The organism is Prevotella sp. 20925_1_30, assembly GCF_041433025.1.
GTDB lineage: Bacteria > Bacteroidota > Bacteroidia > Bacteroidales > Bacteroidaceae > Prevotella > Prevotella vespertina.
The window spans coordinates 1-26,444 of the sequence record NZ_JAPWAR010000016.1 but is presented as its reverse complement, the minus strand read 5'-3'; the positions used below and the strand labels follow the sequence as shown (position 1 = coordinate 26,444).

11 protein-coding genes and 3 pseudogenes are annotated in these 26,444 nt (G+C 43.2%); 9 read left to right on the top strand and 5 right to left on the bottom strand.

Annotated features, from left to right (window positions below; all coding sequences use genetic code 11):
• Positions 1 to 112 precede the first annotated feature (112 nt).
• Genes O3603_RS08025 through O3603_RS08005 form a run of 5 tightly spaced genes read right to left on the bottom strand, consistent with a single transcriptional unit; the run spans position 113 to position 7,070 of the window.
• Positions 113 to 1,279 carry a radical SAM protein gene (locus O3603_RS08025; RefSeq protein WP_219447062.1) on the bottom strand — a complete coding sequence of 389 codons (1,167 nt, stop codon included), beginning with the start codon at positions 1,277 to 1,279 and terminating at the stop codon, positions 113 to 115.
• A gap of 5 nt (positions 1,280 to 1,284) precedes the next feature.
• Positions 1,285 to 2,271, bottom strand: a complete 987-nt coding sequence (locus O3603_RS08020; protein WP_219447060.1) for a hypothetical protein — start codon at positions 2,269 to 2,271, stop codon at positions 1,285 to 1,287.
• Positions 2,268 to 2,522 carry an acyl carrier protein gene (locus O3603_RS08015; protein ID WP_219447058.1) on the bottom strand — a complete coding sequence of 85 codons (255 nt, stop codon included), beginning with the start codon at positions 2,520 to 2,522 and terminating at the stop codon, positions 2,268 to 2,270. Before O3603_RS08015 ends, O3603_RS08020 begins: the two co-directional genes overlap by 4 nt.
• Positions 2,523 to 2,524: 2 nt before the next feature.
• Complete coding sequence (locus O3603_RS08010) at positions 2,525 to 4,912, bottom strand: outer membrane beta-barrel protein (RefSeq protein ID WP_371522057.1); 2,388 nt, start codon at positions 4,910 to 4,912, stop codon at positions 2,525 to 2,527.
• Positions 4,905 to 7,070 carry a glycosyltransferase gene (locus O3603_RS08005; RefSeq protein ID WP_371522055.1) on the bottom strand — a complete coding sequence of 722 codons (2,166 nt, stop codon included), beginning with the start codon at positions 7,068 to 7,070 and terminating at the stop codon, positions 4,905 to 4,907. The genes O3603_RS08010 and O3603_RS08005 overlap by 8 nt, the downstream gene beginning before the upstream one ends.
• A 327-nt stretch (positions 7,071 to 7,397) precedes the next feature.
• On the opposite strand from O3603_RS08005, the gene O3603_RS08000 reads away from it, so the two are divergent.
• The 9 genes and pseudogenes from O3603_RS08000 to O3603_RS07960 all read left to right on the top strand — a co-directional run.
• Positions 7,398 to 8,807 carry a DUF4099 domain-containing protein gene (locus O3603_RS08000; RefSeq protein WP_371522053.1) on the top strand — a complete coding sequence of 470 codons (1,410 nt, stop codon included), beginning with the start codon at positions 7,398 to 7,400 and terminating at the stop codon, positions 8,805 to 8,807.
• 20 nt (positions 8,808 to 8,827) lie between these two features.
• Positions 8,828 to 9,775, top strand: a pseudogene (locus O3603_RS07995) (DNA topoisomerase); the annotation flags it as partial.
• A gap of 627 nt (positions 9,776 to 10,402) precedes the next feature.
• Positions 10,403 to 13,375 carry a T9SS C-terminal target domain-containing protein gene (locus O3603_RS07990; RefSeq protein ID WP_371522051.1) on the top strand — a complete coding sequence of 991 codons (2,973 nt, stop codon included), beginning with the start codon at positions 10,403 to 10,405 and terminating at the stop codon, positions 13,373 to 13,375.
• 12 nt (positions 13,376 to 13,387) lie between these two features.
• Positions 13,388 to 23,278 carry a toxin TcdB middle/N-terminal domain-containing protein gene (locus tag O3603_RS07985; RefSeq protein ID WP_371522049.1) on the top strand — a complete coding sequence of 3,297 codons (9,891 nt, stop codon included), beginning with the start codon at positions 13,388 to 13,390 and terminating at the stop codon, positions 23,276 to 23,278.
• Positions 23,279 to 23,331: 53 nt separating this feature from the next.
• Positions 23,332 to 23,910, top strand: coding sequence for a hypothetical protein (locus O3603_RS07980; protein WP_006045580.1), 579 nt, complete (start codon positions 23,332 to 23,334; stop codon positions 23,908 to 23,910).
• A 289-nt stretch (positions 23,911 to 24,199) separates the two neighbouring features.
• Positions 24,200 to 24,628, top strand: a complete 429-nt coding sequence (locus O3603_RS07975; RefSeq protein ID WP_006046073.1) for a hypothetical protein — start codon at positions 24,200 to 24,202, stop codon at positions 24,626 to 24,628.
• A gap of 185 nt (positions 24,629 to 24,813) precedes the next feature.
• Positions 24,814 to 25,203 (top strand): annotated as a pseudogene (locus O3603_RS07970) (RHS repeat domain-containing protein); the annotation flags it as partial.
• Between the two features lie 319 nt (positions 25,204 to 25,522).
• Complete coding sequence (locus O3603_RS07965; RefSeq protein WP_371522046.1) at positions 25,523 to 25,717, top strand: hypothetical protein; 195 nt, start codon at positions 25,523 to 25,525, stop codon at positions 25,715 to 25,717.
• A 386-nt stretch (positions 25,718 to 26,103) separates the two neighbouring features.
• Positions 26,104 to 26,444, top strand: a pseudogene (locus tag O3603_RS07960) (PorT family protein); the annotation flags it as partial.

The following is a 26,444-nucleotide window of genomic DNA, read 5'->3' as shown; positions in this document are numbered from 1 at the left end:
GATTAGATTTACTCGGCTATGGATCTCGCCATAGCTTAGTTCCACGTTCCGATATGAAATGCATGGCTTCAGTGCATTCGAGATTAAGCTCTCTTCAATAAGATGCCATAATCTATTTACTTTTGTTGTAAGCATAAAATAATTCACATTTTGAGCATATAGGCATTAGCCTGTTGTTTATAGCACGTCTAAATCGTTCAAAGTTACCTCCATTCCATAAGTTCTCTATAGATTGGTTGTTAAGGTTTCCAACCGTTAATTCCGGATACTTCTTACAAGGACAAATATCTCCATTAGGGAGTATGTCTATACGTTGAGAATAAGACAGGCACATCTGTGAAGACGTTTTTAAAATATCTTCGCCATTTAGATAATCTACTAAATCTTTTTCTTCTAAACTGGGGTTGTAATGAATCATAAATGGGTATTCTTGTTCATTTATCTCTTTAAGGGCTTTCTTCAAGTTATGAATGAGAACACTTGATATTCTAAAATCGAAAGAATGCCAAGAATAATTCTTTTTCAGAACTGTTTGTCCACAACAAATATCTTTAAACGTCTCTTCAAAAAATATGTCCATGGAAGAGGCAGCCGTCGGATTTATGAACCAAGGGAAATTAAGGTATAGGGAATCAATGAGCGTATCCTTGTACGAATCACAGTAAGCTACTAAATGCGGAATGAGAGGGTCTGAAACGACTGTTTCTACGGATAAGAAGCCCTTGTATTTCCCGATAGACTTTAAACGAGAGAAGACATGCAGAGCTTCTATTGTTTGCAAATACATCCCTTTGCCTCTAATTGCATCATGTTGTTCTAAAAAGCCTTCGATACTAAATAATAACGTGACACGCTCTCCCAGTCTACACAAGGAATCAGACAATTTTGTAATATTGACCCCATTGGTACAAATCACGACATCTCTATCAAATTCACAAATCAAGCTACATAATTCATCCCACCTCTTGTAAATGGTTGGTTCTCCTCCCCAAAGATATATTGGAGCTTTTGTTGATTTGGTAAATGTTAGCAAATCTAAAATCATAGATAATGGGACATCTCCAAACATATCTTGTCGCTTCATATTGTGATGATAACCTGTTTCACTCCATTCAAAGCAATGTTTACACCTTAAATTACACCTATTTGTTAATTTAATTCCCACAGAACTAGGGACAGGTTCACAGTATGAAGAATTCTTTTTCCTCTCATTGAAACATCTATTACAAGTTTCAAATCTATTCTTAATGATTGATAACTGTCGAAGTTTTTTATCCATTGAAATTAAATAAGATTTAGTAGGGTGAGACATAAATTTTTGGCTGAAGCAGAGATATCAATCAATCTTTCATGAAGTCTTTCTAACTGCGTTACAATTTGATTGTAATTTAAGTTTTGTAATTCTATTGCTAAACCATTCTTCTTGCAAAAGAATCGATTTGCTTGTTCATGTTGACCGATTGTCACATCTGTAAGTAATAAAGGAGTACAAGTCATTATAGAATCAATAATTGTCATACCTCCTGGTTTGCCTACACAACACCTTGCTTTCCTATATTCATCTAATAATGGATGATAGTTGGTGTCAGGTACATAATCTCGGTTTATAGGATAAGGGAAATTACAACTTTCTCCTTGGTTATATAAAATCTTATTCCCAGTTATTTGAGGATCATCATTAGTCAATGCTACAATCAAATTCTCTTTGGTCTGGGTTTGTAAAGTTCTTATTTGATTACGATCTATCAAATTCCAACCACCACCTTGTACAAGTATTCCTCTCCTTTCCTTATAATCAGTAATTTTAATTTCATTATTTAGAGTGTAAATATTCTCTCCAAGGGCATAGAGTGTGGTTGTATTGGTTGCTTCGTCCTCAATTTGAGGAGCCCACAATGTTGAATGATAAGCATCCATGACTACGTTGATTATAACACTCTTTTTTACTTTTACTTGAGTCAAAAGCTCATAATGCCAAATACCTGAGAAGCATATATATGTTACATGCTCCTTATCAAGATACCTATTAAGAATGCTTTTTGTCGTAGTAGAAAAAGTAGGCTGTTTGTTATTATCATATGCATAGGAGATTTCAGCTATTCTAGGATTTTTTTGAAACAACATTGCCCTTTCCTTATTATTGGTTTCATAAAAATCCTCCCATACAAGCATTTCAGTATCCACGCTGTGAGAGCGCATATACTTATAGGTATACACCGCCGGGATATAAGTCCCAAGTCCACATTTTGCAGTAAGGATAACTATCTTCACTTCGTAATTACTTTATCTATTAACTTACACCAACCAGCTACTGTATGCATGTCTTTTGTGCACAGTCCCGTAATGTCGATTTTACAATCATACTTATTCTCAAGTTCTACAATGAACATTACCATATTAAGAGAGGTCATTCCCATATCGGTAATATTTTGACAATTTATTATCTCATTAATTGATTTTTCAGAGATAGGCTCTTCTAAAATCTCAAGCACAATTTGTGCAATTTCTTGTTGTCGTGACATAATTATAATCGATTTAATTCTTCAATGTTTTTCTCCACTTTATTGAATTTCTGTTTACCAAAGCTATAGCTGAAGCGCAGAATGACTTTACGGCTTTCTCCATATCCCCACGATGAGAGGTTCAGGGCATCTTTTACTCCATAACTATCCCAACGTTCTGTATGTAAAATATCGGTCATCAGTAATGAAAGTCGAATGCGATTCTCAAGCCAACTCTTATTGAAGCCCAAATCAAGGCTTCCTGTAGGCTTGCTAATCTCATAACTTCCTCCTTGGCGTTTTGAGTAATATCGTCCGGAGAGTTCAAAGTTTATGCCCCAAGGCAGAAGAATGTTATTGCTTGCCGAGAGGGAACAGGATGGACGCTTGTATTCTTGTTTGTATCTTTCGTAATCCAACTTATTCACAAAGTAGTAAAGTCCTACGTTTGTACTGAAATCCCACCATGAAGTAAGGCGTTTAGAGAAAATCGCTTCCAATCCAACTTGCTGTTGTGTTCCGATGTTTTTCGTTGTCATTATCGTCTTGTTGTTCTCAAAAACATCTGTGAGGGAAGTGAAATAATCATCAAGTTTGTTGTAATATAAGTTCAAAGACAAACTCTTCCGTGTATAGTTCAATGTTATTTTATTGCTAATCTGTGGTTTGAGGAAGGGATTTCCTTTCCAATAGGAGAGTTCATCAAGTAGATATTCAAAGGGATTAAGATCTTCATATCGCGGTTTATCTTGCCGTCTGCTGTATAAAAGGGCCAATTTATTCTCCTCATTGAACGTATATGATACAGACATATTAGGGAATAAACGCAATTTTTTCCTATTGTTTTCTTCTGCTTTGTGATTGGTATAAGCATTTAGCTTGTTGTGGGTGTACATGTATTCCATACGCAGGCCTGCACTTAACTCCAATTTATTCCAAGTGTGCGTATATTGTGTGTAGCCTTCAATATTATGTTCATTGTAATCAAATTTGTTTGAGCGTTGCAGGTCAATAGTCCCATTTCTCTTGAAGAGGAAGGTGTTATTGCTTTTGATAAGCGAAGTCTTTATGCCTGCAAGCCACTCGTTCCGCGCATTAGGATTATACTTATAGTCTACTAACAAGGCATAAATGTCTATGTCTTTATCGGGCTGAGAGTAAAACAAATCAGAACGAACAAGCTTGTTCATCGGTGAAAAATAATCATTAGGCTGCTCGCATCGGGCTTTACCATCAAAGTGGGTCCAGTCTGCCGAAAGCGACAACTGCTGTTTTTCGGAGGGTCGGTACAGGTAGTTCATGCTGTTACTGTATCGAACTGTTTTCTGCTCTACATAGTTGTTGCGTGCTTTCAAGATGCCATCTAATGCGGAAGTTCCTTTATACACCCTTGTCGTTGTCTCTGTCAAGCCAGGCCCAACAAGCAAGTTCACCGTGCTGTTCAAGAACAATTTACTCTTCTGATTGAGCTGCCAGGAAAAGTCAATGCCTGCCGAATGCGTGTTTCGTTTATCAGTATCTATGGTTTCAGATAAACTTTTATCTCCATTCTGAATTTTTTCATAGCCATAATCCATGGCATGATGTCCTATACTGTGGTTGTAATTCAATCCCAATTGCCATTTATTCGCGTTATAGGATAATGCGATGTCAGAGTTCTGTCTCACGTTTTCCCAATAGGCAATGCTGTGCGAAGTTGTTAGGAAAAAGCCCGATTTCTCCGTGGTTTTCAAGATGATATTAATAATTCCTCCGGCTCCATCGGCCCCAAAACTCGCATTAGGATTGGGCGAAGTTTCTATCTTGGAGATTTTCGATGAAGGCAGAGAGCGCAGATAAGCCGACAGCTCTTCACCTTGCAACATCAGTTTCTTTCCATTGACATATAAGGCAGTTCCTCCGAGTGATGCCAAGGAAATGTCGCCTTTGCTGTTTACAGAAATGCCGGGAGAATGCTTCAAAACATCCAGTGCATCTCCGATATCCGTAAGATAAGATTGCGCCACGTTAATCTGTATTTTCCCGTTAGACGAACTTGTCATCGGCCGAGATTTCCGTGCTGTTATGACTACATTTTTCAATACGATTTCATCCGGTTCTAATTGCATGTCGGGAATTTTCGCGTTTTCACGGATAGTGATTTCCTTTTTAATCTCTTTGTAACCCAACATTCTTACGCATAAAAGGAATTTTCCTATCCGTAATGGAAACGAAAACTTTCCGTTTCCGTCGGTGAGTGTTGTCTCTGCAAGAATGCTGTCAGGTTGGGTAAACAACATGACGATTGCTGCGTCGGCTCCTTGGTTATACTCATCTAAAATTCTTCCACTTATTTTATTCTGGGCATTTACAGATATGGCATAGCCTATTCCGATACAGAGTAGGAATTTTTTTATAAAAAAATTACTCATAGCTATCAATTTTTAATAGTGATGTATTTAAGAGTTTGTTAAAATATTCAATGTCATATTCTGTATATAATGCCTTGTTGAATGCATACTCAATAAAAACGGCGTTTTCTTTCTCTATTATATAAATCTCAAAAGGATAATATGTCATATTATCAGTATGGACAAATTTATCTGCATACTCTTCCTCTATGATGTCAACTCGATAATTTGCAGGCATTATGTTTACATAAACGCCATTAGATAATCTCAACTCTTTCTCATCTAAACCAAAAAACTTGTGATTAGATATTAGAAATCTCATAGATTGAAGTAAAGAGAAATAATAATTTCCCATATCATTTTTAAGATTATCCACTTTTACAAACTTGTCATAAGAATACAACCCTCCTGCTAAGTATCCTATAGTATCTCGAAACCTTCGATTTGTTATATTTCTTAAAGGGCTTGACAATAGAATTTTTTCATAGGAAAAATAATGGAAAAAGAGAAACCGAATGGCATAAAAAAAGATACAAAGTAAACTCGAGGTCTGCTTTTTTTGAATATTTCGAAGTGCTTGAACACTTTCTTTTGTTAATTTGGTTCTGTAAAGTTCTGAACAAGATGTTTCTAGTATTTGCAAAAAGTCATTTCTATCGTATTGTTTTATTCCAGACTTATGAAATGTATAAGAGAATGGAATGTTCATAGCTTCAGATAGCTTCTGCCCCCAATAATCTTTGATTATAACACTATTATTCTTCCATTGTCTTCTTTGCCATAAAGTGTAGTCTGCTATCGTATTATTCTGATTTTCGACACCTATCTTAAAATCTGAGTCCAATTGATTTTTCATCAGAGATAGTGAATATTCGTCACAAAGCAGATGGTGAATAAAAATATGTAGATGAAATTTTGTCCCAGATACAGAAGAAATAAATATTTTAACTAAAGAATTATCCTTCCTAATATCAAGAGATTGTTCATTCCTCAAAATGAAATTATTTAAAGATTCTTTATACTCTTCCTTATCTTTATAGGTGCAATGACAACTATACTTTTTGTGAGAATTATATTTGGCTATAATTAACATCAACTCATCTGTTTCTTTGACAAAAGATGCGCGTAACGAATCATTATGTAGTACAAGATTACTAACCACTTTATCTGCTTCTTCAAATGAAGAAACTTTCAACTGATAACTAAAGAATAAAACTTGTGGGGAAATACAATCTTTTGGTTGCATATGATAATCCCAACATTGTTCCTGTTCAAATGTTGCTGGAATAGCATAATACTCACTACTACTGCATTTCAGTAATGGAATTTGCGAAAAGTATTCTTTAACGTGTTCTACTGAATCTATGTGGGGAATTTTGTCTATATACTGTTTTATAATCCAGTATCTAAAAAGTCGTTCTCTATTGAAAATCAAATTTAATTTCCGCACTTCTTTCAAATAAATCGAACATGCCTCTAATTTTTTAATTGCAGATTCTTTATTATCATTACTTCCTGAAATGTTTAAGTTACTACACCTCCAATGAACCCATGCATTTGGAATTGTATACATAGAGAAGCAAGATAATAATTTAATCCATAAAAGATCATCAAAACACCAACCTAGGGGAGTATGAGGTATTTGATTGAAAGTCTCAAGAAAATTCCGTTTAAAAATACATTCTATCGCATAGCTTTCAATTTTATAACTAAGTTTCTTGTTCAAGAAGGTATCTAAGTCTGTCTCAAAGGGAAGTATATTCTCTTGTATGACATTGTCTCTTTCATCAATCTTTCTTGTCTGAAATCGATAAAAATCTGACTTATGCCCTTTTGCAAATGCAACAAATTGTTCTATACAAGTTGGAGACATTAAATCATCATCACTAAATAGCCATATCCAAGGCTCTTCACTACTTAGCGCAATGCATCGTTTCCATTGTGAAATCAAATCACAAGAACCGAGATTTGTTTTAAACCTTTTATAGGTTATTTTGTCTTGGGGAAAATCAAGAATAACGCTCTGCAAATCTTCTTTACTGGCGTCATCTCCTATATAGACATGGAAATTATCTAAAGTCTGGAGAAATATAGACATTAATGTTTTACGAAGAAACTTTCTTTTTATTGCAGGAATGATAATTGCAACCTTATAATCTTCTAAATTTTGTACTTCCATACATCTATTTTGGGGATAAAGATGAAATTGCTATTATGATGATAAGCTTCCGATTGATAATATCCTTTTCTGATAGCACTGCACACAGATGGATAAAGTAGCGTTAGGCATGCATAACATAGACTTAATGCGTATTAGTTGCAAATTTATCATTTTTCTTTCAGATGCGGAAATTTTTGATGGATTATTTTCTCTATTAGGGGTACAATCTGTACTTTTCCCGACATTTCTCTATTTATCCAGCCTTATCTCTGATTTCGGTTTGATTCATTTTATACTTATATTTTTGCAATATCACAAGGATTTACTCATAAAAATATAAGAATTATGGAATCAAACAGCAATGACAATTACGTGCTGGTCTTGGAAGACCGCACGGAAGTAAAGAACGAAAAAGAAATGGGAAAACTCTCCGTAGTTTCAGGTATCGACGACAAGGGCAACCTTAAGACCACTGAAGCAACAGCTGCCAATCAAGCGGCGTTCTTGAAGTTCAACAACAAGGATGGACTTCTGAAAAACTTCATGACCAACTTCCTCAAACAGTTTAATAATCCGACTCATTTCGGGTTGTACAAGGTATTGTCAGACAATGTGGAGCAGGGCGTGGACAACCTGCGTACTATGTTACAAAGCCGTGAGAAGCCTGAAAGCAAGCAGCAGCTGGCAGAGGTTGGGGTGTCCTTTGATGATTATCTGCCGCAAAAGAAGAATACCACTGCCATCGACCCCGAGAAAGTGGACTGGAAGATGCTCGACAACCTTGGACTGTCCCGTGAGAGATTGGAACAGGGCGGAGAACTGGAAAAAATGCTTAACTGGCAAAAGACCAACCTCGTAACGATTGCCGTTCCCATTGGCGACACGACCATCTACACCGAAGCCCGCCTTGCTTTCCGCACGGACGATAGCGGCAATGTCGGTTTGGCAATTCATCCTTTGAGAAAAGAACCACAGCTTGACTTTCCCTATATGGGCTACAAGTTCTCTCTCGAAGAAAAGGAGCAACTCCTTGCTACGGGTAATCTTGGCAAGACCATTGAAGTAACACCTAAGAACGGAGACCCTTTCTCTGCCTACGTATCTATCGATCCGCAGACCAATGAAATCATAGCCCTGCGTGCCGACCGTGTGAACATCCCTAAGGAGATCAAGGGCGTAACGCTCTCTGATGCCCAGTACAAAGAACTTGTGGAAGGCAAAGCCGTGAAGGTGGAAGGAATGACTGCCAAGAGTGGTAAGATATTCAATGCAACCCTGCAAGTCAATGCCGAGCGAAAGGGCATTGAGTTTATCTTTGGCGACAACAAGAGTTTAAGAGAACGACAGGAACACAAACAGACACAGCAGCAAGGCATCCCACATAAGCTTTGCGGCTTAGAGTTATCAGATAAACAGCGTGAAGCCTTGGATAGCGGTCGCACACTATATCTAAAGAATATGGTGGATAAACAAGGGCAACCTTTCAACGCGTACGTTCGTATGGACAAAGAACAGAATAGACCACGTTTTTACAAGTGGAATCCTGACAAGAAGCAGGAAACCAGCAAAGAAAAGGTGGTTGCCGTAGCCGAAGAACACAAAACACAGGTAGCCGTCAATAACCACGGTAATACGAATGAAGCCACCAAGGATGTGAAAGAACCACTCAAAACGGGACAGACACAACCTACTGCCGAGCAGAAGCAACAGCAAAATGAAAACAAGCAGAAGAAGTCCCGTGGACGTAAGATGTAACCTTAAAACCATTCTACACTATGACAACTTGTATTATTGCCGAGAAACCCTCGGTAGCCAGAGATATTGCCCGCATCGTAGGGGCAAAGAGTAAACAAGAAGGATATATGGAAGGCAGCGGCTATGTCGTCACTTGGGCAATGGGACATCTCATAGCCCTTGCCATGCCCGAAGCCTACGGTTTTTCTGCCTATAAAGCTGAAGACCTGCCCATTCGTCCCAATCCTTTTCAGTTAGTGGTACGACAAGTACGTAAGGACAAGGAGTATGTATCAGATCCAGCAGCACTCAGACAACTCAAAGTGATACGCTCCTGCTTTGACAAGGCTGACCGCATCATCGTCGCTACTGATGCAGGACGAGAGGGTGAGCTTATCTTCCGCTATATCTACCAACATCTTGGTTGTAGAAAGCCTTTCGATCGTCTTTGGATAAGTTCACTCACAGACAAGGCTATTCGTGAGGGACTTTCCAATCTCAAACCTGGAAACTATTACGACAATCTCTATCATTCTGCCAAGGCAAGAAGCGAAGCTGACTGGCTGGTGGGTATCAATGCAAGCCGTGCGCTGTCCATTGCCCGCAAGGGAGGTTATTCCTTGGGGCGGGTACAGACCCCGACTTTGGCAATGGTCTGCCGTCGGTACATAGAGAACCGTGATTTCTCTTCCGTACCCTATTGGAAAATATCCGTCCTTACAGAAAAAGAGGGTGTGTCGCTGAAAGCCATTGGCAGTGCAGACTATGAGAGTGAAGCATCGGCACAGACTGCTCTCGCTACACTTCGCAGTCAGAGCCAGCTTAAAGTTGAATCGGTCGTAAGAAAGGTGGCTGGTACACCGCCACCACTCTTGTACGACCTTACTGCCTTGCAGAAAGATGCCAACAGATGCCACGGCTTTTCAGCAGACAAAACCCTCTCAATAGCCCAGAGCCTCTATGAGAAGAAAATCACAACCTATCCCCGTAAAAGATTTCAGAATTTTATATCTTTCAGATAATCAATAGAATAACACCGAATAAAGAAGAAAAGGGTTACGATTTGGAAACGAGCGAGTTTCTTTCCCCTTCTTTATTCTGCAATGTCTCAAAGACCACTTACCTAACGTTGCAAAGGTAGTCTTTATTTTCGATGAAAACAAGAGAAAGCCACACTTTTTTATCAGTCCGTTTCATTTTTCCGCACTTGAATTGCCGTTTTATGCCCAAAGCCCATCTCATCGTGAATTTGCTGTTAAAAACTTCCTTTTTATTGTTCTTGTCGCCCTTTTGTATATCAAAAACAAAAAAAATCCATGCAATTCCTTGCAAATTAAAGAAGAATAACCTATATTTGCGCTTAGGAAAAAACAACTTAAACGTTCATGCTTATGAAGACAACGTTGATTTTACCAATTTCAGCCCCCTTGACATAAAGAACGCCACTTTCGGCAGTCAAGGGAGATATGCAGGACTCTACGAAAAGGCTTTGCATTAATCAATTTTCGCACACACGATACAATCCATCTCACTTTTATTTTACGGATTTTCTCTCTTTACCGTTTTTATTGCGGGTATCTTATCAGACTGAAAAAGAACATAGACAGTATTAACTTATGGGACGACATTTACACGAAACAGCATTTCTAATAGTTACAGCCTTATTCATTCCCGTGCAGTCCCGTGCGCAGTCACCCGGTCAGGTCAGCGGTGCGGAGGCATGGCTGAAGACCGTCCCCCTGACAACAGACTTGCAGGGGTACTATCATTGGCGCGACTTCTCGGGCGACTCCGTTAGAACCAACCTCTACGATGCCAAGGGCGCAGCCTACGGTGGTGAGTTCACGCAGCGGTACACATGGATACGGACTTTCAACTTCAACCCCGCCCTGAACTTCTCCGAGGGGAATCAGCCGAAGGAGAGTCTGCTGAAATACTCCAACCTCGCGCAGATGACCGTCATCGGGGTGTTTGCCCCGACGACTACCGCCTATAACAAGGACGAGGTGCTATATGCCGTCAGCGGACGCAAGGGTGCGGGAAGCCTCGTGAGCAGGGACAAGGCGGTCGGGCAGCAGGGCATAGAACCGCTCGACTACGGAAGCACGGCCGGCGAGGACCTTCTTTATTCGGGGAGCGAGAGGCAGATCGCAGAGGAATTCAAGTCCACGAGTCCCCGCATCGTCTCATACATCAGGGCATACGCCCCCGTGCATTCCGTGTGGGGAGAAGGCAGACGTGCGACCATCACCACGGGAACATACAGGGACGGAGACGTCAATTTCACGACAGCCTTTGACAAGTCCCTGTTCGGGGGCGGTGCGCTCAATGGCTACACGCCCGAGCTCATCGCATACGGCAGGACGCTCACGCCGCTGGAGCGCAGGCAGGTGGAGACCTATCTCGCCATCAGATACGGCATCACGCTCAGCGGCTCGTACTACACGGGGACTGGCAACCTTTCATGGGACAGGGACGAAAGTGCCGCCTACCACCACAGGGTGACGGGCATCGGGCGTGACGACGCGGGCGACCTCTTCCAGCCTCTCTCCACGACGAGCTACGAGGAAGCACCAAGATACTCTACTGAAAAGACATACGACAGCTTCAGAGACGCAGACCCATACGGCCTGCCGACGAGCCAACGCCTTCTCGTCATGGGGCGTGAGGACAGCTCGCCCATACCCGACGGCGGCTATATGATATGGGGCGACGACAATGCCGCCACGACCACCGCCGAGACGGAAGGAAAAACACCGTGGCACGTCATGAACCGCAGGTGGCTCGTCAGGACGAACATCGACTCCACCGAATACAGGAGGGACGTCTGGACACGGAACGGCATCACCGTCACCTCCGATGGTTTTATGGATGCAGTGTCGCAGAATGAACCCAAGGAGGGCGCATACATCGTCAGCTCCCCGCTCGACACGGGAAACGGCACGATGGAATACAACAACCCGAGGCTCCATCCCGCCTACAATGTAGGCTTCACCGAGGCATCGGGCACGAAGTGCGCCTACGGCTTCAACGTCAGCGCACGGGGTGAGATCCGAATCGTAGAGGACGGAACAATACGGAATCGTGTCTTAACAGGCAATACGGGCGGAAAGAGTTTCATCGTACGCAGGAAAGGAAACAGCGTAACCTTACTCATCGACGGCAGGGGCAGTAAGGACCTGCAGATAACCATACCCGTTGAAAGCACGGCAAAGGCAGCCTGCATGATTTTCGAGATCGCAAGCGGCGAGACTGCATTAAATATCCCCAAGCTGCGCAGGAACGGCTTTGGAGACAGCGGCAACATGGTTGAGCTCGGATACGGAGTCCTCGCCAAAGGCAACAAGTTCGCAGGTGCGGACTACCGCAACGTCTTCATGCTCATAGACAGAAACGCAGGCGACAAGACCGATATACAGGAAAACACCATCATCAGATGCTCGCGCAAGGACGCGAGCCGTGAAAAACTCATCTTCGACAACATCTTCATGGACACCGACGGCAGCGGATCTGACACGTTCACCTTCGCCTGCTTCGACGGCATTTTGGCACGGCTGACACCGCACGATGCGAGCTGTACGGGCGGAAAGCCGCGAAAGGACGGCAGCCTTGACATCAGCATGGTGGTCGGCCTGCCGAGTTTTTCATACAGCTTGCTGGCGGATTCCGTGGAGAATATGGAGAAAGGTGCCGTAGCTTCACGGGGAAATTTCACCACGAAGACATACACGGTGAAGAACCTGCTCCCGGGAAACTACAGTCTGCTCATTAAGCAGAACGCGGGCATCGACATCATGGCGGAGAGCACGGGAGGCGTTGAGTATGCCCATGCGGTCGGTCGCCGAAAGCAGGGAGAGGTCACATGGACTATTCCCTCGCTCACCTCCGACTACAGGGCGGGACTCTGCACCACGCTCGGACTGGGAAAGAACATCCTCCACGGCTTCGACGTGAAGAATGCCACGGCACAAGTCGTGGTCGAGGGTAAGCCCATGGGTGCTGCCGTCACCCTGAATGGAGGTGACGCACTCGGCATCATCTTCACCCCCGACACGGTAAGCTATACGGTAAACGGCATCGTCGTCCACCGTGCGGCCAAGAAAGCCGGTCTCGGCTGGCTCTTCGGCATGGGCTTCAACAAGGGACTCTCGACCATTGACGGGCTGAGCATCGACGGCGGAGACTTCGCCCTGACGAGCGTTTCGAGGGGCGTAGCCTACGAGACGAAGAAGGCGGTCGAGGACAGCATGGCGGTAATGATCGGCAGCGAGTGCAGCCCGAGCGTGCCCAAGGCACGGACAAGGTCGGCAGGCAAGGCTTCGTCCATCGAGAGGCAAGCCCATTCTGCCCTCACTGTGACAAGGAAGGACGGGACTGGTATGGCATTCAGTGCCGAGCTGAGACTCGCCAAGGAAACCGATGCCGAACTGCTCGTCTATGATACATCGGGAAGGCTGCTGAGCCGGACGGACATGGCGGGAGGCACCATAAAGCGTGCCGACTTCACCGTACCGCAGACGGGCGTGTACGTCGTCAAAGCACTCACCTTAGAAAAAGAATTCACAAGGAAGATAATGGCAAACTACTAAACCCCAACGGCTATGAAGACAAAGCATTACCTCATATCGGCGGCATTACTGACAGCCATCACCGCAGCCATCGCTGCGACGCATATATACAAGGGACAGGACGGTGCACGTGAAAACAACGGCACGAGTATATTACAGGAGACAGCACAGACCGAGACGTTCACGTCGAACACACATAACACGGTGAAGGCTGTGCAGGGAAACTCACAGGCTATTAGAAGGGGTAATACTAAAACAGTGACAGCATCCCGCGCAGCCACCTATGCAGCAGACCATCCATCGGGCATCATAGGACAGCCCGACGGACGGGTTTCGGACAACCCCGAAGACAATCTTTTCGAGATTACTCTTGCCAAGGTTCCTTCCAATTCACGGGTATGGCTTGTTTATGACCTAAAGGGTGTATCCTCTGCATCGGGCGTAAGCAAGAGTATCAACGACCGTCCGGGAGTGGGCGGTTATCTTACGGCACTATCCAAGGAATGGAAGACCGTTCGGGAGGAAATCAGTCCCTCTTGGGTTAAGGCAGGTAAGAACACCATATTGTTCACGCTTCCTTCTGATGCCTCTTACAGTTATAGCGTCAGGAATGTCCGCATAGAGACCTCCCCGCTCGAAAAGACACAAGAATCCATTGTGTTCTCAGAGCATCCGACAGCATACGGTTCTTTGGTATACGTTCATGGATTTATCCGTGGCAAAGCTGATGGGATTACTATATCAGGACAAAAGATAACTGTCAGAAATGGAGAGTTCGAAGGTGTAGTTCCTGTTAGCACAGGTCGATTGTCTCTCACGGCTTCGGTATCAGGTAAAAGCGTAAACAAAACGCTTTCCGTTGCACGGAATAGCAAAGCTGATTTCAGCCGTGCCTTTGTTTCTGTTGGAACAGTGGTTGGAAAACAATTCCTTGCTCATCAATCCGACAGCCTTGTCATAGCCGGCAATACGCTCTCCGTTACCAAGGGCGAAATTTCTAAAACGGGGAAATACACCATTACGGCACTTCGTGAAACGGATATCCCCGCTTTGGACTATGGTATGACCAATGTGACGGCACGTGACGAGGGGTATCGCTTCTTGCCTCACGGCGAACACTTTGCTGGGAAGGGTGCGACAGTCAAAATCAAGTATGACCGCACGAGGATACCAAACGGTTTTACTGAAGACGATATCAACACCTACTATTTCGATAAAGAGACAAAGCATTGGGTGGCTCTCGAAAGGGTGAAAGTGGACAAGGCTTCTGCCTGTGTGGTATCAAAGACCACTCACTTTACAGATATGATTAACGGTGTCATCAAAGCACCCGAATCACCACAGACCGACGGATTCACACCAACAATGATGAACGACATCAAGGCAGCGGATCCGACATCAAAAATCAATCTCATTACACCTCCTACAGCCAACAACCGAGGTTCTGCCAATCTTCAGTATGCCTTTGAAATGCCTCCCGCACGCAATGGTATGGCTCCTTCTTTGGGCATACAGTACAGCAGTGAAGGCGGTAGTGGATGGCTTGGAGAGGGTTGGAATCTCTCTGTTCCTTCTATTACGTTGGATACTCGCTGGGGTGTTCCAAGATACGATACAAGTAAAGAAACCGAGACTTATTTGATGTCGGGTTCTATGCTTTCCACGATGGGTGACGACGGCAAGATGGGTGTGGCTCACCGTGGTGAGAAGATGAACCGAAAAGCGGACAGACAGTTCTACACTCGGCAGGGAGGAGACTTCAGCCGTATTATCCGAAAGGGTAATTCTCCTGCCGACTATACTTGGGAAGTAACCGACAAACAAGGAATCAAATATATTTATGGTGGAGAAGGTGCCGTTCTCAAAGGTACCATCACCGATGCAAGCGGTCAAAGCCGTGAGGTGATTACCGAATGGAAGCTCAAACGTGTGGAAGAAACACACGGTGATTATATCGAATACGTCTATGAGACAGCCGATGAACCTGTTCGTGGTGGACTTGTGGCAAAAGCCATTTATCTTAAGGAAGTACGTGCCGGTAATAGCGGACAAGCACCCCACACAGTGGTTGTCTTAGAAGGCAGTAAACAGAAACGACTCAAAAACAACAATGCAAGATATGGCTTCCTAACCTCATCGAATCGTTTGTTAGAGAAGCTAACGGTGCACTTCCAAGGAAGTACGCTCCGCAGTTATGCCTTTACCTATGGCGAGGGTGCGTTCAACAAAGATGTGCTTACGGGTGTGAAGCAACTCGACGACAAAGGTGCAGAAGTATCTTATCAGAATTTTGACTATTATGATGATGTACAGGCTGCTAAGGGGTATGTGCCTTTTAAGAACAGCCGAGAGAAGTGGGATACCCATAATGACAGATTGGATGCTGGGTTCCTCAACCCGATTACAGCTGTGGGTGGTCGTTTCAGTGATAAACCCACTGCATTGGGCGGTTCATTGAGTTCTTCCATTGGTGGATCATTCTATGCCGGTGTCGGTCTTGGCGATGGTAGTGCAACGACAAGTAATACAGCAGGAGCATCTTTTAGTTATTCAAATGATAAATCAAGCGGACTGTCCACCTTTGCGGACATCAATGGTGATGGTGCCCCCGACAAGGTGTATAAGAAAGATGGAGCTATCTATTACAGACCGCAACAGCGTTCCGTTGATGGTGCGGTTATCTATGGAGAGCCCATCCGAGTTCGTGGTATCAGCAATTTCTCTAAGTCTAGTAGTAACTCCTACTCTGGAGGAGCCGATGTAAAAGCAGGATGGCAGAAGATTGTTGCCACCCTTGGTACAGACCTCTCCAAGACCTCATCCAAGACTACGGTTTATTTCTCCGATATCAATAGTGACGGATTGGTAGACCTTGTTTCTGACGGAAAGGTATATTTCAATCATATCGAGTTTGATGCTTCAGGCAATGCCATACCAACCTTTACGCTGAGCAGCGCAGACACACCAAGTCCCATTATTTACGACAATAGCAAGTTAGATACTTCCGTTGGAGCAGTCACGCCCGAAGAACAAGCCGAGGTCATTGCCAATTCTCCTATGGAGGATATGGTGCGTGTATGGCAAGCACCGGCAGCTGGTATTGTGAATATTTCGGGTGAAGTACGTTTGTTGAAGCCGACCGGTGACTTCGACAAGTCGGAATACGATAAGGCAGACGGTGTACGTGTTGCCATCCAAAAAGGTGGTACGGAACTATGGCAGAAGATGATAACCAAAGGTGACGAAACCGGTTATCCTGCCACCGCTTCAAATATCACAGTTCAAAAAGGTGATAAGATTTATTTCCGTGTACAGTCCGGCAATACCGAAACGAGTAACGGTGCATTCGATAACGTCACTTGGTCACCGGAAGTAATCTATCAAGGACTATCATCGGGAGTACAGCCCAATGGTTATACCTCCAATGTATACAAGGCTACCGAGGGGGCTGTTTATACCAGTGAGGGTGAGATAGGCGTTAATGCCAAAGATATAACATTCTCCGGTAAATTCGTCAAGCCATCTACAACCGACGAGTTGACTATCCGTATCATTGCTGCCAATAACAAGACGGATGAACAAGGGAACAGCAATCCCAACTATGGGAAACGTACCGTATTCGAACGTACTTTTGCTCCCAAAGAATCTTTTAATGGAGATATAACAGCCTCTTATCAAGTAGCAGACGGCTTTGATAACCTTTCCTGTGAGGTTGTCGCTTCCTCCAACGTGGATTGGGCATCGCTGTCGTGGAAACCCATTGCCACTTATCGTGATTCCGTAGGTTCACCTATCAATGTGAATTTGGGTGTGCGATACAGCACTTATTCCGACACAAAGAGTTTACCAGCAGCCTATACCTCCACACAAGGTACAAGCCTAACGGTAACACCTACCGTACAGTTATCCTCTAACAACGTAAGCGGTAAGGTAACACTTACAGCCAAAACGGCAACGTCACTTATTTCCAAGAAAGAATATTCCATCGTTAATGGTTTGATATTTGGCGAACCGATGCAGATTACTTCCGCACCGTCTGAAAAACTTTGGTTCGAGTTCTTCTATTCCGAAACATTGGATGGTGTCAATGCAACGTTGTCGACAGTAAGTGTGGTGCCTTCGTCTTCTCCTGTAGCTACTAAGGTTAATGCCGGTTTCTATGCCAAGATGCAGGACAAGGGCTTTGGTGACCTTTATCGTGGTTGGGGCGGATTTGTGTACAATGCCGCTGACGGACGCTATGCCAAGCCTATAGATGAAAGTCTGCTAAAACTCCCAAAAAGTGAAAAAGACAGGCTCGACCCCATGAAGATGGTCTTTACACCTTTAGGAACGGACTTGAACACCTTGTCACGCTGGACAGGACAGAGAACAGAAATCTACCTTACGGCAACGGAAGCCGGAACAGCTCGATTGACGGAGCAGGATGTTGTACTTGGTAATCTCTTTGGAGAGATGGCTAATGACAATACAGTAAGCGGAGACTGCCTACAAGGGACAGGTGCATTTGGCATCACACAAAAGACCACCAGCACCAGCACTGTCATACAGACAGGTGTAAGTATGCTCACGGTCAACAATGCTACAGGCAGCAGCACCACTAAATCCACCATGATGGACTTCAATGGTGACGGCTACCCCGACATCCTTGCCGGCGGTATAATCCAATACACCAACACTCAAGGTGGTATCAGTGGAGAAAAGACAGATATTGGTACTATCAAGAGTAGCAATCTATCACAGACATGGAGCCTTGGAAGTATCCCTGTTGCGTCATTCTCAATAACGATACCACACGCTAAGAATTCTAAGAGTAACAATAATAACCTGAAGTCATCACTGGAAGGCAAAGCCAGCGTCAGTTTGTCATTGGGCACTCCTAACAATGAGGATTGGAGCGAAGAGAGCTTTATTGATATCAATGGTGATGGTTTGGTGGATCGGGTTTATCAGAATGGTGATGTTAGGTTAAACTTCGGATATACATTCTCCAAACCAATCAAGTGGGATTTTGATAAGATACAAGGTGGTAACGCCACAACGTTCAGTACCGGTGGTGGTTTCAGTATCGGCAGTGGTAGTTATTCCGGGGGCATCGGACTTACGACTTCTGAAAATAAAGAAAAGTACAACCTTACCGACCTGAATAGTGACGGTTTGCCGGATAGAGTATGGATAGAAGGTAATGGCTTACTGGAGGACTACACCGTGCGTGTTGCATTCAATAATGGTTCATCTTTTGACCAGCCAATAGTGTGGAAGAGTGCTAAATCATTGTCAAATGCTTCTTCTACCTCAGAATCCGTCAATACCTCCTTTACCACACCTGTTACAATTCCTGTTGTAAACGTCAAGATTGCCGTCAATCCTGGGGTGTCACTCAGCCACAGCATCAATCGCCCTACCTATGCTTTGCAAGATGTGGACGGCGACGGCTACCTCGACATCGTAGAATCCGATAAGGAAAGTGAACTGAAAGTAACCCGCTCTGCCATCGGCAGAACGAACATGCTCAAGAGCGTGACCAACTCCCTTGGCGGAACCTTTACACTGGACTACGAACACAGCACGCCTACCTACGGACTTCCCGGTGGTAAATGGGTAATGTCGTCCGTAACCATTGACGATGGTATCCGTGATGATGGACCGATGATGAAGACGATGTTTGCCTATTCAGATGGACAGAAAGATCGCCACGAACGTGAGTTCCTCGGTTTTGGAAAGGTCGTAACCAAGAATATCGACACCGAACAGGGTGAATCCGCAGTCTATCGTCAGGCTGTGCAACTCTACGATGTGTCCACCTACTACGCACAAGGTAACGAACTTAGTGCCTCTGTGGAGGATGCCAAAGGCAACAAGTACACCGAGACACGCAATGAATATGACGGCTATTATATCACAGCCAACGGTGACAGCTATACTTTCAACAAACAGAAGAAACTCTGTAGCGACCGCGCCTCTGCTTTCGTACCGCTACGCTATACCGCCAATAAGCAGTATGAGGGACAGGCAAGTGGCATCACCACCTCAGAGGCTTGGAATGAGTATTACCTCACGGGGCATCATGGTGAATTGAAGTCCTACAAGTTCAGTGATAAGGGCAAGTTGGGTGCTGACGGTTCGGGTAAGTTCAACTACCAGACAGCAATACAATATGCTCACAATGATAACAAACATATCTTCGGGCTGCCTACCAACGTAACCGTAACGGGCGGTGATGGTAAGACTTATCATCAAGTTTCTGCGACTTACGATTTGAATTATGCCGACCATATTACGCAGATTAAACAACAACTCGGAAGCGGCGAAGCTGTCTCTGACTATACTTATGATGCTTACGGCAACATCATCAAGACCACGCTTCCTGCTAACAGCAAGGGACAGCGCATGTGGTACACCTACCGCTATGAGCCAGTGATGAATATGTATGTGGAGCGCATAGACGATGCATTTGGCTACCGTAGCGAGGCAGCCAACTTCGACTACCGCTATGGTATGGCACTCCGCCGTATGGATCTCAACCATTTCTATTATGAAACGGATATAGACAACCTCGGACGTGTGAAAGCTGTGCGTGGTCCTAATGAGTTGGCAACAGGTGTGCCTTACATCATTGCCTTTGACTATCAGCCTAAGGCTACTTTCGGCACCAACGGTATTACATCGCCTGCTTACGCAGTAACGAAGCATTACGACATACAGCACCCAAGCGATGATATGGAGACCGTAACCTTCGTGGACGGCTTCGGGCGTCCCGTTCAGGTGAAGAAAGACGGTGTGGTAACGACAGCTGCTAAGGGTAGTGCTCCGAAAGACGAGACCGTAATGATTGTCAGCGGACGCAATGTCTATGACGCTTTCGGTCGTGTAGCTAAGGCTTACTACCCTGTAACCGAAGCAGTGGGAAACAAGACAACTTTCAACAAGGCATTTGACAACGTGTCGCCAACCGTAACGGTTTATGACGTGCTTGACCGTGCCATGAAAGTAACGCTTCCGGACAATGCTGAGACCAAGACAGAGTACTCTACCGATGCAGGTAGCAATACACTCGTAACGACTGTAACTGATGCGTTGGGTAATCGTCAAGCAACTTATACCGATGGTAGTGGCAAGACGGTGAAGACCGAGCAACTCAGCGGACCCGATGGTATCATTACCACTTCTTTCGAGTATGATGGCATCGACCGATTGGTCAAGGTAACAGACACCGAAGGCAACGTAACGACATCCGTCTATGATATGGGCGACCGTCGCACAGAGGTAAATCACCCTGCCAGCGGTATCACCACCTTTACCTACGATGCTTTGGGCAACGTACTCACCAAGCAGACAGCCAATCTCAAAAAGGAGAGCAAGACCATCAATTACGAGTACGATTACGGTCGTCTGACGGCTATCAACTATCCCGACCATCCGGAAAACAACGTGAAGTACCATTACGGTGGTATCAACTCTTCTCACAACCGTATCGGCAGATTGATGCTTCGTGAGGACGGTAGTGGTGCTATCGAGTATTACTACGGTAAGATGGGTGAGGTCTTGAAGACGGTACGCACGCTGATTGTGCCAAACCAGGCGGTGGCAACCTACGTAACACAGTGGAAGTATGACAGCCACAACCGCCTCTTGGAAATGATTTACCCCGATGAGGAAAAGGTCACCTACGGCTACAACCTCGGCGGACAGGTAGACCATGTGCGTGGCTACAAGTCCTATGGCTACGACTATGTGAACAAGATAGGCTACGACAAGTTTGAGCAGCGCACCTATCTGAAGTATTGTAATGGAGCGGAGACGTTCTACAGTTACGACTCTGCACGCAGACGTTTGCAGAACCTCGTGGTGAATGCTAAGGCAGGTATTATTATGGACAATGCCTACAGCTATGATGCAGTAAGCAACGTGCTCGGTATTAAGAACAATGCTCCACTCCCACAGAGTGGCAAGGCAGGCGGACAGATGAGCCATAGTTACTCTTATGACCCATTGTATCGTTTGGCAAGCGCAACAGGTACTTATAAGGGAACAGACAATAAAGCCGCTTCTTATACGTTATCTATGGGCTACGACAACATGCACCGCATCACGAGCAAGAAGCAGCACCTCACGCAAAGTAACGTACAGTTCAACGGTTCGCTCAACGCAGGCTACGACCTCACCTATACCTATCAGAAGGGAGATGGCAAGAAGTTCCAACTCGATAATGTTCGCGACATCAACTACCGCACGGAAGAAACTCCTACGGACAGCACGAATATCAACAACGGACACAAGTACGCTTACGACCTCAACGGAAATCTTGTCTATATCAACACCTCACGTGTAAAGAAAGACGGCAAGGAAGATGAAAAGGCAAGTGAGCAGAAGTATCGTTGGGACGAGGAGAATCGCTTGTTGGCAGCTGATGAGAATGGATTTGTGAGCAACTATTGGTATGATGCCGATGGTGAGCGCACAGTTAAGACCAGTGGCGAGAACGAAGCTATCTATGTGAACTCTGAGTTCTCAGGTGGTAACACTGGTACGGCAAGGTTCAGTCTCTATGTCAGCCCATACCTCGTGGCAGGGCAAGGTGGCAAATATACGAAGCACATTTATGTGGGTAGCCAGAGAATTGTCAGCAAGCTTGGCGACCTCGCTTCTTATGGCGCAGACCCAAGACGAATTCCATACGCAGGCAATGAGGCTGACGGCTTGACGGTGGACTACAAGAAAAAATATGGCGAGCAGTTGCAGGCTATCAAGGAAAATTACAAGGCGTTTGACCAACCTTATAACGGTAAGGACAATGACGACTATGTAAACGGTCAGGGTTTCTGCTGCAACGACGGTACGCCGGAGGCGGCACAAGCCCGTGCGATGGCACGCACAAGAGCTGTAAACGGCAACTTCAAGACCAACGACAACTACGAAAAGATGCAGTTCTACTACCATCCTGACCATTTGGGTAGCAGTAGCTACATCACCAATCTCGACGGTGAGGTATCGCAGCACATTGAGTATGTACCGTTTGGAGAAGTGTTCATCGAGGAGCGCAATAATACGTGGAATACGCCGTATCTCTTCAACGCCAAGGAATTTGATGAGGAGACGGGATTATATTACTATGGGGCAAGATACTACGAACCAAGGTTGAGTCTGTGGATGAGTACAGATCCGTTGCAGGAAAAATTTGTAGATGCTAGTCCGTATGTATATTGTTTGCAAAACCCTATCATAATCTTGGATTATAATGGAGCTGATACTGTTTTTGTAAATCCAGGGGGGACAGAAGCCAAAAGAATTTCAAGCAAAAATAATGTTACATTTGTACACAATTTAAAAGCCAAGAATATTCAAACAAAAAATCTAAGCGGAAAATCTCACATTGGATGGATTGAAGCAGATATGCCTGGAGTTATAAATTACAATGAAGGCAATATTGATTTGTCTTCGTCAAAATATCAAAAATATGATTACCTTATAGCTGCAGAAGTTTCTTATTTCAACCAAAACAAAAATAGGGGAATTACCCCGAAGCATACTAATGGACTTTATATAAATAATCCTAGTTCAATACCAAACTTAGATCCAGATATTGTAAAAGCTATTATTATGCAAGAAACTCGCATAGGAACAGCCCCTGGAAGTAGCTTAAATAATGCCAAAAGTGATATTATGCAAGCAAATGTTTGGTATTCTGCGAGTTCAAACGATTGGAACGATTCGAAATCACAATTTGGTCTTCGGAAAATGGGAGGGGCAACACCGCAATTATCCGTTCATGCAGGTATAGGAATTTTATATCAAAAGGGACTACGTTCAGATGGGAAAAATGTCTATTTTAAAGGATGGCAAATTGCTATACAGAGATATAATGGTGGCGGAGTAAAAAATTATCTACAAAAGGTGAATACATACATAAGTCATATGAAATAAATGTTAACAATCAGAACCATAGCTTTTATGGTTCTGATTATAAAAGAAGATATATGTACAGATTTTTTTTACTATTTTGTTTTATAAGCGGCATCAACAGCTATTATAATGCAAAAGGCTTATCTCACAATATAAGTCAAGACTTTGTAAGAGACACAATCTATACAACCTTTGAAAAATATGATAGGACCGTTGTAAGATATGAAAATAAAATTGTTAATCATATAAAACAAAAGGTTGTTATAATAGCAAAAGACAGAAATAATATCTGTAAGTCAGAAATTCTTTTTGTGGGGAGTATTCTTAATTCAGATAATGACACTATATCCTTTTTAAAAAAAGAAGATACATTTGGGCTAAAAGAAAGTCCTCATTCATCTGGAAATATTATTGTGTATAAAAATAGAATAAGACAAGGGTATTACTCAAATTTCTCCAAAGGTTTTTTTGTAAAAGTTGAAGATAATATTTTACATATAAAGGATGTAATGGAAGAAGATTTGAATGGGCAGCCTGTTCTTGGAATCCTCAATTTAATAAACTTTAAGGAGGAGATACCTCACAGCGTTTTTATATATATAAATCAAGATGATGGAGACGAATATGTTTTTCATAAATATAATGATAAATAAGTTTCCTACAATTTAAAGTGGTAATTGTATTAATAGATATAATCGCGCATCTCCCCCACGAGGCGAAGACAATATCTATAGCAAACATCCCAGTGGCTAACGATAAATAAAAGAACATAGAACAAGTTAATTATTATCCATACAAGAGCGTTCATCATTACCCTTATATGGGTATTAAAAGTGCGAAGCAATAAGCAGGAAAGAATAATGTTAAATAATTTATAGCCCCAAACAATTAAAGAGTATAGAACATAGTAGAACGCAAGTACGACAAAACGGTAATTTCATAATGAAATATAAACAACATATAGGACTAATTCCCAATGTTTCATATGGAGATTTCGTCCTTGGTTCAAATATCAATATGTATTTAAGTCAAGAGCATACAAAGAAAATGTATGATGAAGCTACATTTTCAAACATTTCTTATTTTTTCAAGAGAGAAGAAATTAATGTGTGGTGTGATACGGATGGTTCAATAAATACAATTATATGTTCTTCATATTGTCTATTTCATAATAAGAATCTGATAGGGATGAAGTATACAGATTTCCTTACAGAGTTCTCTAAAGAACCAGATAGTGAAGATAATATATATGTGTTAGTATCTGGGAAAGGGCAACGGCAACATGTATACGATTTTGAGAAAGATGGGTTGCAGGTTTGGGTTTGGAGAAATAGAATCCGGACAGTTCTCATTTACAATGCAAATTTATAGCCTTTGATAATCGGCACATTATCCTTATATGGGTATTAAAAGCCGTAAGCAATAAACATGAAAGAACGACGTTAAATAATTGATAACCATAATTAATTAGAAATTATGATTGAATTTGAAGTAAAATCAAAAAAGCAGCATATATCGGTGAACATAAGAGACAGACCCAAGACGAATACCGTATGCAGGCAATGGCACGCACAAGAGCTGCAAGCGGCAACTTCAAGCCGAACGACGACTACGAAAAGATGCAGTTCTACTATCATCCTGACCACTTGGGTAGCAGTAGTTACATCACCAACCTTGATGGCGAAGTTTCGCAGCACATCGAGTATGTTCCGTTTGGCGAAGTGTTCATCGAAGAGCGCAACAATACGTGGAATACCCCTTATCTCTTCAATGCCAAGGATTTGGACGAGGAGACCGGTATGTACTACTATGATGGTGCGAGATATTATGCTCCAAGACTGAACCTGTGGATGAGTACGGACCCATTGCAGGAGAAATATCATAATATTAGTAGTTATTGTTATACCTTTAATAATACCATAAAATTTATAGATCCAAATGGACAAGATGGTTGGGATAAGGTTAAGGGATTTGGTGATACTCTTTTAGATAATGCTACTGGTGGACTCATAAATCTTCGTAGCTATGCAGGCAGACATGTTTCCAATCCCACAGACTTCAACAGAGGACTGGCTGCAGGCGATGCTGCAAGTGTAGGAATTGGTACGGGGAAGGCGGTACTGGTGCTGGAATGATTGCTTCTGGAACTACGATAACAACTGTAGGCTTAGCTGCCGAAGGACCCAGTTTAGGAACCTCGACAGTGGTGGTTGTTATTGGAGGGGGGCGGCAACAGGGGCTGTGTTAGTCGCTCATGGTTCAGTGATGGCTGCTAATGGTGCGAAGAATCTTGTAAATAAAAAAGGTCATTTGAATGAAAATGCTCCAAGAGGCTCAGGAAATAAGCATTCAAGTGGTAAGGGTGCTCAGTTATCAAGTAAAACACTTTGGAAAGGAAAAGGGAAAAGCGGTGCTCGTATTGATGTGGAAAATTCCAATCCTACTCAACGCAGAGGATAGATACATTACCAAGAGGGTAATAAAAAATACATCTATGATAGTAAAAGTAATACTTTTAGAGATGCACCGAATCAGGTTAACCGCTTATTAACGCCCGTAAAAGATTCAAGATATTTGTATCTTTCAGATAATCAATAGAATAAGGAAGTATAAAGGATAAAAGGGTTACGAGTTGGAAACGAGCGAGTTTCTTTCCAATTCTTTATTCTGCATTGCCTCAAAGAACACTTAATCCCATTGCAAAGTTAAGATAAAAACCGAAAATTACAATATCCTGGGTAATATTTTACCACAGGAAGTGTTAAATCTGTGCATTTTCGGATTTGTTTTCTTTCTTTTTTGTATTTTTGCCTCATCTTAACAATATGTAACCACAGTGTATGAGTATGATGAAAACAGTCTTGAATGCAGCTATATTTTCAGTATTATTCCTTTCTGGGGGAAACTTGTCAGCGCAGGTTTCACCTATCCGGTTAGGTGTCCGTTTAGGTTGTGGAATGTCTGTCAACACAGGAATGGATAAAATCCTTGTTCCTGAAGACTATTATTCCAATTACAATTTCAAAGACAAGTGGCAGTTTACTCCAACAGTTGGTGTATTTGCTCAGTATCATATCGATGGTTCCATCATAGGTGTTGAAGGTGGATTTAGCTATTGGCAGAAGGCATCACAGCTTGTCTATAATGATAATAAGGAGTTAAACTATAAGGTTACACCTCGTTATAA

What these genes read in the sequence shown, in the direction of transcription:
- O3603_RS08005 (WP_371522055.1), bottom strand. Translation starts at nt 7,070, where the DNA reads ATGGAAGTACAAAATTTAGAAGATTATAAGGTTGCAATTATCATTCCT.
- O3603_RS08015 (WP_219447058.1), bottom strand. Translation starts at nt 2,522, where the DNA reads ATGTCACGACAACAAGAAATTGCACAAATTGTGCTTGAGATTTTAGAA.
- O3603_RS07975 (WP_006046073.1), top strand. Translation starts at nt 24,200, where the DNA reads ATGAAATATAAACAACATATAGGACTAATTCCCAATGTTTCATATGGA.
- O3603_RS07965 (WP_371522046.1), top strand. Translation starts at nt 25,523, where the DNA reads ATGGCTGCTAATGGTGCGAAGAATCTTGTAAATAAAAAAGGTCATTTG.
- O3603_RS08000 (WP_371522053.1), top strand. Translation starts at nt 7,398, where the DNA reads ATGGAATCAAACAGCAATGACAATTACGTGCTGGTCTTGGAAGACCGC.
- O3603_RS08010 (WP_371522057.1), bottom strand. Translation starts at nt 4,912, where the DNA reads ATGAGTAATTTTTTTATAAAAAAATTCCTACTCTGTATCGGAATAGGC.
- O3603_RS08025 (WP_219447062.1), bottom strand. Translation starts at nt 1,279, where the DNA reads ATGGATAAAAAACTTCGACAGTTATCAATCATTAAGAATAGATTTGAA.
- O3603_RS07990 (WP_371522051.1), top strand. Translation starts at nt 10,403, where the DNA reads ATGGGACGACATTTACACGAAACAGCATTTCTAATAGTTACAGCCTTA.
- O3603_RS07980 (WP_006045580.1), top strand. Translation starts at nt 23,332, where the DNA reads ATGTACAGATTTTTTTTACTATTTTGTTTTATAAGCGGCATCAACAGC.
- O3603_RS07985 (WP_371522049.1), top strand. Translation starts at nt 13,388, where the DNA reads ATGAAGACAAAGCATTACCTCATATCGGCGGCATTACTGACAGCCATC.